10 protein-coding genes are annotated in these 13,111 nt (G+C 48.5%); 2 read left to right on the forward strand and 8 right to left on the reverse strand.

Features of this window, described 5'->3' with window-relative positions; all coding sequences use genetic code 11:
* Window positions 1-28 precede the first annotated feature (28 nt).
* The 7 genes from Q365_RS0113620 to xerD all read right to left on the reverse strand — a co-directional run bounded on the left by Q365_RS0113620 (window position 29) and on the right by xerD (window position 9,917).
* On the reverse strand, window positions 29-1,363 hold the full coding sequence (locus tag Q365_RS0113620; protein ID WP_028023860.1) for a sigma-54-dependent transcriptional regulator: 1,335 nt from the start codon (window positions 1,361-1,363) through the stop codon (window positions 29-31).
* 420 nt (window positions 1,364-1,783) lie between these two features.
* Window positions 1,784-3,190: an amidohydrolase gene (locus Q365_RS0113625; protein WP_028023861.1), complete on the reverse strand. Its 1,407-nt coding sequence runs from the start codon at window positions 3,188-3,190 to the stop codon at window positions 1,784-1,786.
* 208 nt (window positions 3,191-3,398) lie between these two features.
* Complete coding sequence (gene lysS, locus Q365_RS0113630; RefSeq protein ID WP_028023862.1) at window positions 3,399-4,913, reverse strand: lysine--tRNA ligase; 1,515 nt, start codon at window positions 4,911-4,913, stop codon at window positions 3,399-3,401.
* A 28-nt stretch (window positions 4,914-4,941) separates the two neighbouring features.
* Window positions 4,942-6,040, reverse strand: a protein-coding gene (prfB, locus tag Q365_RS0113635) for a peptide chain release factor 2 (protein ID WP_155859010.1) whose coding sequence is annotated in 2 segments (ribosomal slippage) — window positions 4,942-5,964 and window positions 5,966-6,040 — 1,098 coding nt in all. Because the reading frame shifts where the segments join, the coding sequence is not laid out codon by codon here.
* A gap of 184 nt (window positions 6,041-6,224) precedes the next feature.
* Entirely contained in the window at window positions 6,225-7,952 is a 1,728-nt protein-coding gene (recJ, locus tag Q365_RS0113645) for a single-stranded-DNA-specific exonuclease RecJ (RefSeq protein WP_028023864.1), read from the reverse strand.
* Window positions 7,953-8,123: 171 nt separating this feature from the next.
* Window positions 8,124-8,873, reverse strand: a complete 750-nt coding sequence (gene dsbC / locus Q365_RS0113650) for a bifunctional protein-disulfide isomerase/oxidoreductase DsbC (RefSeq protein WP_028023865.1) — start codon at window positions 8,871-8,873, stop codon at window positions 8,124-8,126.
* A gap of 147 nt (window positions 8,874-9,020) precedes the next feature.
* Window positions 9,021-9,917: a site-specific tyrosine recombinase XerD gene (gene xerD, locus Q365_RS0113655; RefSeq protein ID WP_028023866.1), complete on the reverse strand. Its 897-nt coding sequence runs from the start codon at window positions 9,915-9,917 to the stop codon at window positions 9,021-9,023.
* 194 nt (window positions 9,918-10,111) lie between these two features.
* Between xerD and fldB the strand changes: the two genes are divergently transcribed.
* Complete coding sequence (fldB, locus tag Q365_RS0113660) at window positions 10,112-10,630, forward strand: flavodoxin FldB (RefSeq protein ID WP_028023867.1); 519 nt, start codon at window positions 10,112-10,114, stop codon at window positions 10,628-10,630.
* 122 nt (window positions 10,631-10,752) lie between these two features.
* On the opposite strand, the gene brnQ is transcribed toward fldB, so the two are convergent.
* On the reverse strand, window positions 10,753-12,078 hold the full coding sequence (gene brnQ / locus Q365_RS0113665) for a branched-chain amino acid transport system II carrier protein (protein WP_028023868.1): 1,326 nt from the start codon (window positions 12,076-12,078) through the stop codon (window positions 10,753-10,755).
* Window positions 12,079-12,387: 309 nt separating this feature from the next.
* On the opposite strand from brnQ, the gene Q365_RS0113670 reads away from it, so the two are divergent.
* Window positions 12,388-13,092: a tRNA1(Val) (adenine(37)-N6)-methyltransferase gene (locus Q365_RS0113670; RefSeq protein ID WP_028023869.1), complete on the forward strand. Its 705-nt coding sequence runs from the start codon at window positions 12,388-12,390 to the stop codon at window positions 13,090-13,092.
* Window positions 13,093-13,111 lie beyond the last annotated feature (19 nt).

The following is a 13,111-nucleotide window of genomic DNA, read 5'->3' on the forward strand; positions in this document are numbered from 1 at the left end:
CATTCGCTTATTTGATGCGAACTACCCGCTAGCGAAAGCTGCGCGGTGCAGGGATCAGGCTGTGCTTGTTCAGCAAGCGATACATGGTCGCACGAGAAACACCCAGCTCCTTCGCCGCTGCAGATACTTGGCCGTTGTTGCTTTCAAGTACGGCCAGCAATGCATCACGCTCAGACTCTTCACGGATCTTACGCAGGCTCTGCTTGTAATCGCCTTGACGCGGCAGATCGAGGTGCTCAGCTTCAATCACCAAGTTATCAGCAAGCAGCACAGCACGTTTCACCTGATTGATAAGTTCACGAACGTTACCCGGCCAGCTGTAGTTAGTCAGGATCTTATTCGCTTCTTCAGAGAATGTTCTCGCCTGCGTGTTGTACTGACGAGCAAACTTCAGCAAGAAGTGCTCTGCCAAGTCAGGGATATCTGCCGCACGCTCTTTAAGCGAAGGCACAGAAATACGCAGTACGTTGAGACGATAGAAGAGATCTTCACGGAACAGACCTTCCGCAACCGCCTTCTCAAGATCCATGTGTGTCGCGGCAATGACGCGCACATCAATCTCTTTGGCATACTTGTCATCATGTGATTCAACCGTGCCATCTTGCAATAAATGCAGAAGGTTCGCTTGAAGGTTCAGCGGCAAGTCACCAATTTCATCGAGAAACAAGGTGCCTTGATGCGCTTGCTGCACTTTGCCTTCCGTGGTGCCATCACCAAACAACTCAGAAGAAATCAGTTTTTCTGGCAAGGCACTACATTTCACGGAAACAAATGGGCCTTTAGCGCGAGTAGAGGCATTATGAATTGCCATACCCACGAGTTCTTTACCTGTGCCACTTTCGCCGTGGATCAACACAGAGACATCGGTTGGCGCGACACGTCGAACTTGGTCACGCAGTTTTTTCATGATGGACGTTTTGCCCAGCAGCCCCATGTCACTATGGTCGCCCAATTGTGGCCAAACATGACGCTCTAGCTTCAACATACCCAATTGGTGACCAATAGTGCTCATCAACTGGCTATCTGGAATAGGTGAGGTAAAGTAGTCAATACAGAAGCTCACAATGAACTGGCAAATTGCATCATTGTTGAGTTGGTCTTCGCGGATAAGTGCCAACCAGCGCACTTGTTTGTTACGGTTAACGAGAGAAGCCACGCCATTGAGGCTGAAATCATCGTGGCTGATGTCCACAATACCGATACAAGGACCGATATCTTGGAGAAGAGATTGGGCAGCCCTAAGGTCGTAACAACGGTGGCAACGCCATCCCGCTTGTTCCAACGTTGCTAACCATGGTTCATAAGTTCCGCCTACTACGACGAGTGAACTTGGAACCGCCTCAGATCTGAATTGCATACCCATAACGCCTGCCTTTAGTCATCCATTAACGACATGTGTTCAAAATGTTGTGAGTCTCATTATATTTTGTAAGAAAAACTATTCTGTCTCATTGTAGATACAACATGACTCTCAAATCAGCACACATACCAAAAGAGACACTTCTGTTGTTTCAAGTTCCGACAAGCGAACAGACAAATTCAAAGGATAACTGCCTACAATTCAGCAAATTAGCCGAGAAAATCAGACAATTTTGACATCACAACATAAACGGAGATCTCTAAGAGTCTCAATTTAGAGAAAAAAGGGCTTCTCTCTAAGTTTTCTTAAATCATAGACTATGCTCCGCTTTCGTGAGGGGATCTATTGATAGAGAAAACAAAACCGTATCTCTATGAGACACGGTCTTTTAGTTAAGGCAGGGTATTCAAAAAACGAGTGGAATTAGCGAACTTCTTCCCCACTAGCAATCACGGTTTCACGAACTTTGTCTGCAAACTGCAACGCTTCTTCACGAATCGCATTTTCGTTCACAGTTAATACGTCTCGATCCTGCATCAAAACCTTACCATCCACGATGGCGTGTTTAACATTTGACGCATAGGCGGAGTACACCAATGCCGAGTAAGGGTTGTACATTGGAACCATATTTGGAGCTTGGGTATCAATCACGATGATATCTGCAAGCTTGCCCACTTCTAATGAACCAATCGTGTCTTCCATATGCAGTGCACGTGCCGCGCCAATGGTGGCCATTTCAACCACCTTAACAGGCGGCATCGCAGCGCGATCTTGATTCACCAGCTTGTGAACCTTCGCTACTTGGTTGAATTCATCAAGGGTACTCAAGGTATTGCCAGACATTGGTCCGTCCGTTCCTAACCCGATACGCAGACCGTCATCAAACATTTTCAGTGCAGGAGACACACCCTTCGCCGATTTAATATTGGCACTCATGTTATGCGCCACACCAACATCGTGCTTTTTCAACAACGCGATATCTGCGTCATCAACGTTGATCACATGCGCGCCCACTAAGTTCGGTGTCAGAGCACCAATCTCAGCCATGTATGCCACTGGTGACTTGCCACCACTACGTTCCGCGATCACTTCATTCTCACGATCAGACTCAGCCAAGTGAATCATCACTGGCACATCAAGTTCTAGCGATAGTTTGGTAATTTTCTGCAGCACTTCGGTGGTGTTGGTATACGGTGCGTGTGGCGCAAAAGCTGGGGTGATTCTAGGGTGATCTTTATATTCATTGATAAAGTTCACCGCATATTGGATCCCCGCTTCGGCATTGGCCGCATCGGCAACCGGATACTTAATCACGGTCTCGCCCAAAATGGCGCGCATGCCGATTTGGTCAACAGTTTTTGCCACTTCATCTTCGAAGTAGTACATGTCGGCATAGGTCGTTACGCCGCCTTTTAGCATTTCAACGTTACCCAACTGTGCGCCGATACGCACCATGTCGCGACTAACCAGCTTCTTCTCTAGTGGGAAGATATAGCGGTGCAGACGATCCGGCACATCGTCTCCTAACGAGCGAAACACTGTCATTGATGCGTGAGTATGCGTATTAATCAAACCCGGCATAACAATGTCACCATCGACGTCTAAGACTGTTTTTGCTTTGTAGTCTTTCGCCAATGAATCGTCGCCTACCGCAATGATCTTATTCCCATCAATGGCCACAACACCATTTTGGTAAACGGTCTTGTCTGCATTCATGGTGAGCACGGTTGCATCCGTAATAAGCAGATCGATATTTTCAACAGCGAACGCCGCAGACGACGCCAAGGTAGCAAGCGCCACACTGGCAGATAGGAGTGATTTTTTCAGCATGATTGTCTTCAATAATGGCTCAGGAATGTCGCGAGTATCATCCTCGGTGACGACGTAAACCCAAACAAAAATGTTAATTGCGTCGCAAAAAGTGTGATATTGAGCAAACGTTTGCACATTAACTTATGGGCATAAAAAAACACCGGCCGAAGCCAGTGTTTTTGGTGTCTCAGAGTTGTCTTAACGACGTCTCACAAGTCAGTCAGAATTAATCATTCTTTGGGTTTTGTGGACGCATCGCTGGGAACAAAATCACGTCACGAATCGTGTGCGTATTAGTAAACAGCATCGCCAAACGGTCGATACCGATACCTTGACCCGCCGTTGGTGGCAAGCCGTGCTCCAAGGCAGTGATGTAGTCAGCGTCGTAGAACATCGCTTCGTCATCACCCGATTCTTTCGCATCAACTTGCGCTTTAAAGCGGTTGTCTTGGTCTTCTGCGTCATTCAACTCAGAGAAACCATTCGCCACTTCACGGCCACCGATGAAGAATTCAAAACGATCGGTAAAGAATGGGTTGCTGTCGCTGCGACGTGCCAACGGAGAAATGTCTGCTGGGTAGCCGGTGATGAACGTTGGCTGAATCAATTGTGGCTCAGCGGTTTCACCAAAGATTTCTTCCAGTAGCTGACCACAGGTCCAGAACTTCTCAACGTAGATCTCCAACGATTGCGCAATAGAAACCATCAAATCACGGTTCTGAACGCCTTCGTCATCCAACGCTTGGATATCAGCATGCTCAGGATTGTAGTGCTTGATCGCTTCGAGCATTGTCATACGTGCGTACTTACCGCCGAATTCGACAGTGTGGTCGCCGTATGGCATTGCTGAGTTACCCAACACTTCGATAGCCACGGTACGCAGCATGTCTTCGGTTAGGTCGATCAGGTCATTGTAATCCGCGTACGCCATGTAGAATTCAATCATGGTGAATTCAGGGTTATGGCGTGGAGACAAACCTTCGTTACGGAAGTTACGGTTGATTTCGAATACACGCTCGAAACCACCAACAACCAAACGCTTCAGGTAAAGCTCAGGGGCGATACGCAGGTACATTTCTTGATCAAGCGCGTTGTGATGAGTGATGAATGGGCGTGCAGACGCACCACCAGGGATCACTTGCATCATCGGCGTTTCCACTTCCATGAAGTCTTTTGACTCCATATAACGGCGGATCGCTGAAATCAGCTTCGAACGCACTTTGAACGCAGTGCGAGAATCTTCGTTTACGATCAGGTCAACGTAACGCTGACGGTAACGTGTCTCTTGGTCAGTCAGACCATGGAATTTCTCTGGCAGAGGACGCAGTGCTTTGGTCAGCAATGTGTACTCTTCCATGTTCACGTAAAGGTCGCCTTTGCCTGATTTGTGCAGGGCACCTTTCACACCGATGATGTCACCGATATCAAGACCGTGGAATTTTTCTTTCAACTCGTTCTGAACGTCTTTCGCAGCATAAGCTTGAATACGGCCAGATACGTCTTGAAGCGCAAGGAATGGGCCACGCTTTGCCATAATACGGCCAGCAACGGTCACTTTGTGATCCAATGCTTCTAGCTCTTCCTTGCTCTGTTCGCCAAATTCAGCCTGAAGGTCTGCCGCTTTGTGCTCACGACGAAAATCATTCGGGTGGCCATTCGCATTGCAGGTTTGACGAATGTGGTTCAGTTTTGCACGACGCTCCGCAATTAGCTTGTTTTCGTCTTGTAACTGGTCAGTCATAGTGAACCTTTGAAATTAACGTAAAAAATTACAAACCAGATTTCAGGCTGGCTTCAATAAACTTGTCGAGATCACCGTCAAGTACCGCTTGGGTATTACGGTTTTCAATGCCAGTACGCAGGTCTTTAATACGCGAGTCATCCAGCACGTACGAGCGGATCTGGCTACCCCAACCGATGTCAGACTTCGAATCTTCATTCGCTTGCTTCTCGGCATTTTGCTTGTGCATTTCTAGCTCAAACAGTTTTGCGCGAAGCTGCTTCATCGCCTGATCTTTGTTTTTGTGCTGACTACGGTCGTTCTGGCACTGCACCACTGTGTTAGTCGGAACGTGCGTAATACGTACCGCTGATTCGGTGGTGTTTACGTGCTGACCACCCGCGCCCGAAGCACGGTAAACGTCAATACGCAGATCAGAAGGGTTAATATCGATTTCAATGTTGTCGTCAACTTCTGGGTAAATAAACGCAGAAGCAAACGAGGTGTGACGACGACCGCCTGAATCGAACGGTGATTTACGTACCAAGCGGTGAACACCGGTTTCAGTACGCAGCCAACCATAGGCATATTCGCCGCTGATTCGCACCGTCGCTGATTTCAATCCTGCCACATCACCTTCTGACACTTCGATGACTTCTGTTTTGAAGCCTTTCGAGTCAGCCCAGCGCAGGTACATACGCAACAACATAGATGTCCAGTCTTGCGCTTCAGTACCACCAGAACCAGCCTGCAGATCGATATAGCAGTCAGAACCATCGTGGTCGCCAGAGAACATACGGCGGAACTCAAGCTTAACTAGCTTGCCTTCCAGCTCTGACAGTTCTGGCTCGATTTCGTCGAACGTATCTTGGTCGCTTTCTTCAACGGCCAGTTCCAACAAATCAGTGATGTACTCGCCACCTTGGCCTAGCTGGTCAATCGTTTCGACGACCGCTTCCAATGACGCACGCTCTCGCCCAAGTGCTTGTGCACGCTCAGGTTCGTTCCATACATCAGGTTGTTCGAGTTCGGCATTAACTTCTTCTAGACGCTCTTTCTTGGCGTCATAGTCAAAGATACCCCCTAAGGACATTTGCACGTTCGGCAATGTCCGCTAGGCGGTTTTTGATAGGATTGATTTCAAACATGGTCACTTATCTAAGTTCAGAATGAGTTTTAACCGCAGAATTCTACAGAATTGCGGGCAGAATAAACAGAGTGTGATGGGGATCAAAGAAGAAAATTTAGTGAAAAAGAGTGAAAAACAAGACAACTATGAGCGGGTAGACACTTGGACGAATATGCCAATGCCTACCCGATTCGAACCGAACGTTACACTGCGATGATGTGCTCAATCATCAATTGCACGGTACGGTTACCGCGAAATTCATTAACATCAAGGCGATACGCCAACTCTACCATCTGCACCGAAGGATCAGGCCATCGACGCAAGTCGACATTAAACGCAATTCCATCCACCATTTGACCGCCAAGAACAGGCTCCAACATCATTTTGAGATGCTTGCCGCCCACCAGCTTCTGGTGCAGCAATTTAAACTTCCCGTCAAACAAAGGCTCAGGAAAACCTTGTCCCCAAGGGCCGCCTGAGCGCAGTGTTTCAGCCACATCCATACTGATCTCTGTAGGCATCAGTTCGCCATCTGATAGCAACACACCTTTGAGTTGGTCTTCACTGATAATGTTTTGCACTGCGTCATCAAACAAACGCGAAAAACGCGAATAATCCGCCTCAGCAATCGTCAGGCCTGCTGCCATCGCATGTCCGCCGAACTTCTTAATCAATCCTGGGTTTTGGGTATCAATTAAATCTAGGGTATCGCGCATGTGAAGCCCTTGAATGGAGCGCGCTGAACCTTTGATTTCGCCTTCTTCTCCCGCCGCAAACGCAATCACAGGGCGATGGAATTTGTCTTTGATGCGTGACGCAACAATACCGATCACACCCTGATGCCACTCACGCTGAAAAAGCGCAAGGCCGCTTGGTAAGCGCGTGTCTTCGCCAAACTGCAAACGCTCACAAATCGCCATGGCTTCGTCTTTCATGCCCTGCTCGATGTCTTTACGGCTTTGGTTTAGCGCATCAAGTTCGCTCGCCATTTGTCTTGCCGCAGGCAAGCTGTCAGTCAGCAGTAACTCGATGCCAAAAGACATGTCATCCAAGCGTCCCGCCGCATTAATTCGCGGGCCAAGCGCGAAGCCAAAGTCACTGGCCACAAGCGTTGCCATGTTGCGGTTTGCGACTTCAATCAACGCTTGGATGCCTGGTCGACATTTCCCGGCACGAATACGCATCAAGCCTTGATGTACCAGTATCCGGTTATTGGTATCTAGCGCGACCACATCCGCCACCGTGCCCAATGCCACCAAATCAAGCAAATCCGCCAAGTTAGGCTCTGGAATATTACGCTCCGAAAACCAATTTGTTGTGCGAAGGTGTGCGCGTAACGCGAGCATCAAATAAAACGCCACGCCGACACCAGCCAATGATTTGGACGGGAAACCGCACTCATCAAGGTTCGGGTTCACCATGGCATCCGCATCTGGCAACACGCTGCCCGGCAAGTGATGGTCAGTCACCACGACTTGAACACCTAACGCTTTAGCAGCCGCTACGCCTTCAACTGACGACACGCCGTTGTCGACGGTCATGATAACTTCAGCCCCTTTGGCGGCGGCTTGTGCAGCAACATCAGGGCTCAGGCCATAACCATCATCAAAGCGATTTGGCACCAGATAATCTACGTTGTGGCAGCCCATCATACGAAAAGCAGTCACCGACAAGGCTGAGCTGGTTGCTCCGTCGGCATCGAAATCCCCCACCACAATAATACGTCGGCCATCCGCCATGGCATTCGCAAGCAACTGAACAGCTTTTTCAATGCCATGGAGTTCGCTGAAGCTGTGCAGCCCTTTCGCACTGCGCTCTAATTCACCTTCATTGATCACGCCTCGGTTAGCATAGATACGCTGAAGCAATGGCGGGATCGAAGCCGGAAACACGGCATCGGGCGTGGCTTGACGACGTTTAATTTCAATCATGGGGACAAATACCTGTCTGTGACGGCGCATGACACCGACGGTCAATAGAATGCGGATTGAGGCAATCATTGTAGCGAGCCAAACACAAAGGGGAAGCCCTTCGTCTGGTGAGTAAGGAGAGAAAACGAAAAAAGCGCCGGCATGCCGACGCTTTTTAAAATAACGAGAGACTTAACCTTTCGCTTTTAGGGTTTCAAGCAGGCGATCAGCGGGCAAATAGCCACCTAACATGGTGCCATCTTGCAGCATAATCGCAGGCGTCCCCGTTACACCCATCGCCGAGCCAAGGGCCATGTGACGGCGAACAAGTGGTGTACATACCGCAGTCTCTTCATCAAAGTTACCGGCTTTCGCGGCATTCATTGCGCCGACTTTATCCTCTGCACACCAAATCGCACTCATTTCTTCCATGTTCGGTGAACGCTCACCTGAACGTGGGAATGCCAAATAACGAACGGTAATACCTAGATCGTTGTATTGCTGCATTTCACGGTGCAGCTTCATGCAATAGCCACAGGTGGTATCCGTGAATACGTTCACCACATACTTTTCATCTTTTGCTGGGTAAACAATGAGCTCTTTCTCAACATCCGCACCAGCAAACAGTTTTTTGTTGCGCTTAGCTTGAGCAAGCTCAGTCAGGTTAATCGATGCCGTTTCTGTGGTGTGAAACAATTGCCCATAGATAAAGTAAGAGCCATCTTTGTTGGCATACACCACGCCGCCATTGGTCACGACTTCATAGAGCCCTTCAACGGGAGAGACTTCGATGCTGTCGATATTAAGGCGGTATTGCGCCAATACATCCGCAATTGCAGCTTGATCCGCACCTTCTGCCGCGCTTGCGCCAAAAGACAACATTGCTGAAGAAAGCACCGCTGAAGAAAGCGTCACACCCGCAAGCAGTCGTTTGAAATTCATCGTATATATTTCCTACTTAATCTATGAAGACCCGTAAACACAGGCATACCAACTTTTAATACAGACCGGAAAGACAGAGAAAAAGTCCCTGAGTGTTCGAAAAAAATTCCAGTCATGCTGTTTTCAGCCAATTCGAGACGTGTGCCATTATGCCCGAGGATGGTGCTCTTGATGCAATTGTTTTAGCCTCTCGGTTGCTACAAAGGTATAGATTTGTGTGGTCGAAAGATCACTATGGCCCAGCAGCATCTGTACCACACGCAAATCTGCGCCATGGTTAAGTAGATGCGTCGCAAAAGCATGGCGCAGTACGTGCGGCGACAGCAATTCGCTGTCTATGCCAGCTAACGCAGCATAAAACTTAATACGGTGCCAAAAAGTTTGTCGCGTCATCATGCGGCCTCGGCGGCTTGGGAAAAATACATCTGACGTTTTCTCGCCTAGCAAACCTTGTCGCCCATGCGCTAAGTAACGTTCCAGCCAATCAATGGCGGACTCTCCCATCGGGACTAAACGTTCTTTCCCCCCTTTACCTATCACCCGGACGACTCCCTGTCGTAAACTGACATTTTCAGTGGTGAGGCTAATCAGCTCCGTCACACGCAGACCGGTTGCGTAGAGCAACTCCATCATGGCTTTATCACGCAGCTCCAGCATGTCTTCGACATCTGGTGCTTCTAACAAGGCATCGACTTGCTCTTCAGACAAATCTTTCGGCAAGCGTTTCGGTAGCTTAGGGCTGATCAACGTCGCGCTTGGGTCGTCTTCGCGTTGCTTTTCTCGGTAGAGGTATTGGAATAATCGACGCATTGCCGACAGCATGCGAGCGCGGCTAGTCTGCTTGAAATCTTGATCAAACAGCCAGTGCTGATAATCCTGCAACGTCGGGGTTGAGACGGTGGTCAAGGATACATTGTCTTGCTCTAACCAATGGCACAGCTTCATTAAATCATTGCGATAAGACACCAAGGTGTTTTCTGACAACCCTCGCTCCATCCACATCGCATCTAAAAACTGCTCAACCAAACTGGTATTTTGTTCCACGTTTCACTCACTTAACGACGCATTTTTTCTTTCTTCAAACTACCTCAGTTTGCTGCGAATGCAAGTACAGCGCATGTTTTGGGGACTTTCCCGCACATTTGTTCAGCAAACTAAGAACAGTAAGCCAACTCTGGGGTAGAGAAGCAGACCGCTGACAGGTAAAATCGCGCCAAGCGCAACAGCAGGAATAAGGCATGAAGATAGGATTGTTCTACGGTTCAACCACGTGTTACACCGAAATGGCAGCTGAGAAAATTCGCGACATCTTGGGCGATGACTTGGTCGATGTGCATAACATCAAAGACGTCTCTGTGAGTGACATGAATCAGTACGATCTCCTGTTACTCGGCATCTCAACGTGGGATTTCGGTGAACTGCAAGAAGACTGGGAAGCCGTATGGGAACAACTGGATGGCCTTCAACTTCAAGGCAAAGTGGCCGCATTGTTTGGGCTCGGCGATCAAGAAGGCTACGCAGAATGGTACCTCGATGCGATGGGCATGCTACGCGACCAATTGCTTCCGACCGGGCTTAACTTCGTCGGCTACTGGCCTGTTGAAGGGTATACTTTTGAAGCATCAAAAGCGCTCACTGAAGACGGCAAATACTTTGTTGGCCTCGCTTTAGATGAAGACAGCCAATACGATCTCAGTGACGAGCGCATTGCAACGTGGTGCGAGCAAGTGCTGACGGAATACCAAGCGCTCTTGTAATGAGTTGTGATGGCGGGCAATGAGCAGCGATACGCCGTGCTTTGTAGTGACACACCGCCGCCAACGTTTAGGCAGAAAAAAACCACCGCAAGCGGTGGTTTTTTATCAACAGTACCGAGCTATTAGTTCAGCTTGCCGTTCAATGGCGCTTTAGATGACTCGCTTTTTGGTGCAGGCACAAAACGCACCGCCACCATCGCAATCACTGTTGGTAATAGCCATGCCATACCGAAGTTAAACAGTGGCAGAACATTCAGTGCTGATACATCCAAACCTGCAATCTTCGCCGCATCAAACAATGCAAAGACCAAAGACACGCTCAATACCACACGGTACGCGATGGCAGGGTTAGGCATAAAGCGACGCAGGAAGGTCAACGCAATCAGCGCAATCGCAACAGGGTACAAACCAAACAGCACAGGAACAGACACTGCAATCAGTTGGTTCAATCCAACGTTCGCAACAACCGCACACGCAACAGACAAAATCACTACCCACTGACGGTAAGAGACTTTGACCAAGCTGCTGAAGTAATCCGCACACGCCGACACCAAACCGATAACGGTCGTCAAACACGCCAACACAATGATGGTCGACAGAATGATCTGACCCGCAGGGCCAAATAGCGCCATGACATAAGCAGACAAAATCGCTCCGCCGTTTGCAGCACCTGCCGCTACGCCTGTTGCTGTCGCGCCCAAGTAAAACAGAGACACGTAAACAAACGCCAAGCCAGTTGCCGCAATCACACCTGCATAAATCAGGTACTGACACGTTTTCGCTTCAGATGTAATGCCCTTCTTACGGATCACATCGACAATCAGCATGCCAAACATCAGTGCCGCGAAGGTGTCCATGGTGTTGTAGCCTTCAAGGAATCCTGTCGCAAACGCTTGGTCTACATACGCACCTTGTGCCGCAGCAACGTCACCTTGCGGGTTCACCACAACGGCAATCGCAAGTACTACCAACGCAGCAAATAGCGCAGGCGTCAGCAACTTACCAATGGTGTCTATCAATTTGCCTTGTGACAAAGAGAAGAACATCGCAATCGCAAAGAAAACCACAGAAAATAGCGACAGCTCCAATTGGCCAGCGTCGGTTAAGAAAGGCTTAAAGCCCATCTCGTATGCCACCAAGCCAGCACGAGGTGCAGCAAATGCAGGGCCAATGATGATGAAAATCAGCACCGCCATCAGTGTTGCCACCGATGTTGGAAGATCACGCGTTAAGCCTTTCCAACCGCCACCAGCGATTGCAACAGCCACGATACCAATAAGAGGCAAGCCCACAGCCGTCGTCAAAAAGCCCAACATGGCAGGGAAAGTGTTGTCACCAGCAAGAAAGCCTGCTTGCGGTGGAAAAATAATGTTGCCTGCTCCGAGGAAAAACGCAAAGGTCATAAAACCTAGCGCGAGTATGTCGCTAACCTTTAAACTCTCTTTCACTATTTACTACCTATGTGTGTTTGCAGATGTGTGTTTGCACTTACGTGTAATCAATCGGTTAGCCTTTTGGTTATTTTTACTGAGCTTTGCCGAATACACAGGATAATGACGAAGTTTCACCACACAAACAATAGGGTGGCTTAAATTGAAATATAAAACCAATAAATGACTAAATATAAGAATATAAATCCAATATAGACATAAAAAGCAAAACTATCAAAAGATATTGCCAACAAAAAACAATAACAATAAAGCAACATTATCACCTGTTTTTTAACCAATTATCGATAAATACCAGACGGAGTGAATGTGAGTAAAGGTTTCCAATTCAAGCAGTTCTCAATTGTCGACAAGGGATGCGGCATGCCTGTCAGCACCGATGGCGTCCTACTTGGGGCGTGGGCGAACGCGGGAGAACACGACACTGTGCTCGACATTGGAACGGGGACTGGGCTGTTGTCTTTGATGATGGCGCAACGATTCCCCCAATCACACATCACAGCCATCGATATTGATGAACATGCAGTAAACAGCGCTAAAGAGAATTCAGAACAATCTGCTTGGAAGCATCGCATTAATATCGTCCTTCAGGACATAATTTGTTGGCATGACGGGCCTCAATTCGACACCATCATTTGCAACCCTCCCTATTTCAATTCTGGCGAGCAAGCCTCCGATCAGCGTCGGGCAACTGCACGTCACACTGATACGCTTTCTCATGACAGCTTATTAAAAGTGATAAAAGCACACCTTTTCCCTCACGGGCAGGCACATTTGATCTTACCCTCAGTAGAAGCAGACCAATTGATCGCGAAAGCGCGTGATTATGATCTTCACTGCCAAAGACTGACATCCGTTAAGCCCACAGCGGTGAAACCTGTCAGCCGAAAATTGGTCACGCTAACCGTGGCCCAACCCGATGAGCGCCAAGAAAATATGTTAGTAATACAAGAAGATGGGGCTTACACAGCGGACTTTGTGGCGCTAACTAGAGACTTTTACCTCAAGATGTGATGATCCCACTTGAAATATT

It is taken from the genome of Enterovibrio calviensis DSM 14347, assembly GCF_000621165.1.
Taxonomy (GTDB): domain Bacteria; phylum Pseudomonadota; class Gammaproteobacteria; order Enterobacterales; family Vibrionaceae; genus Enterovibrio; species Enterovibrio calviensis.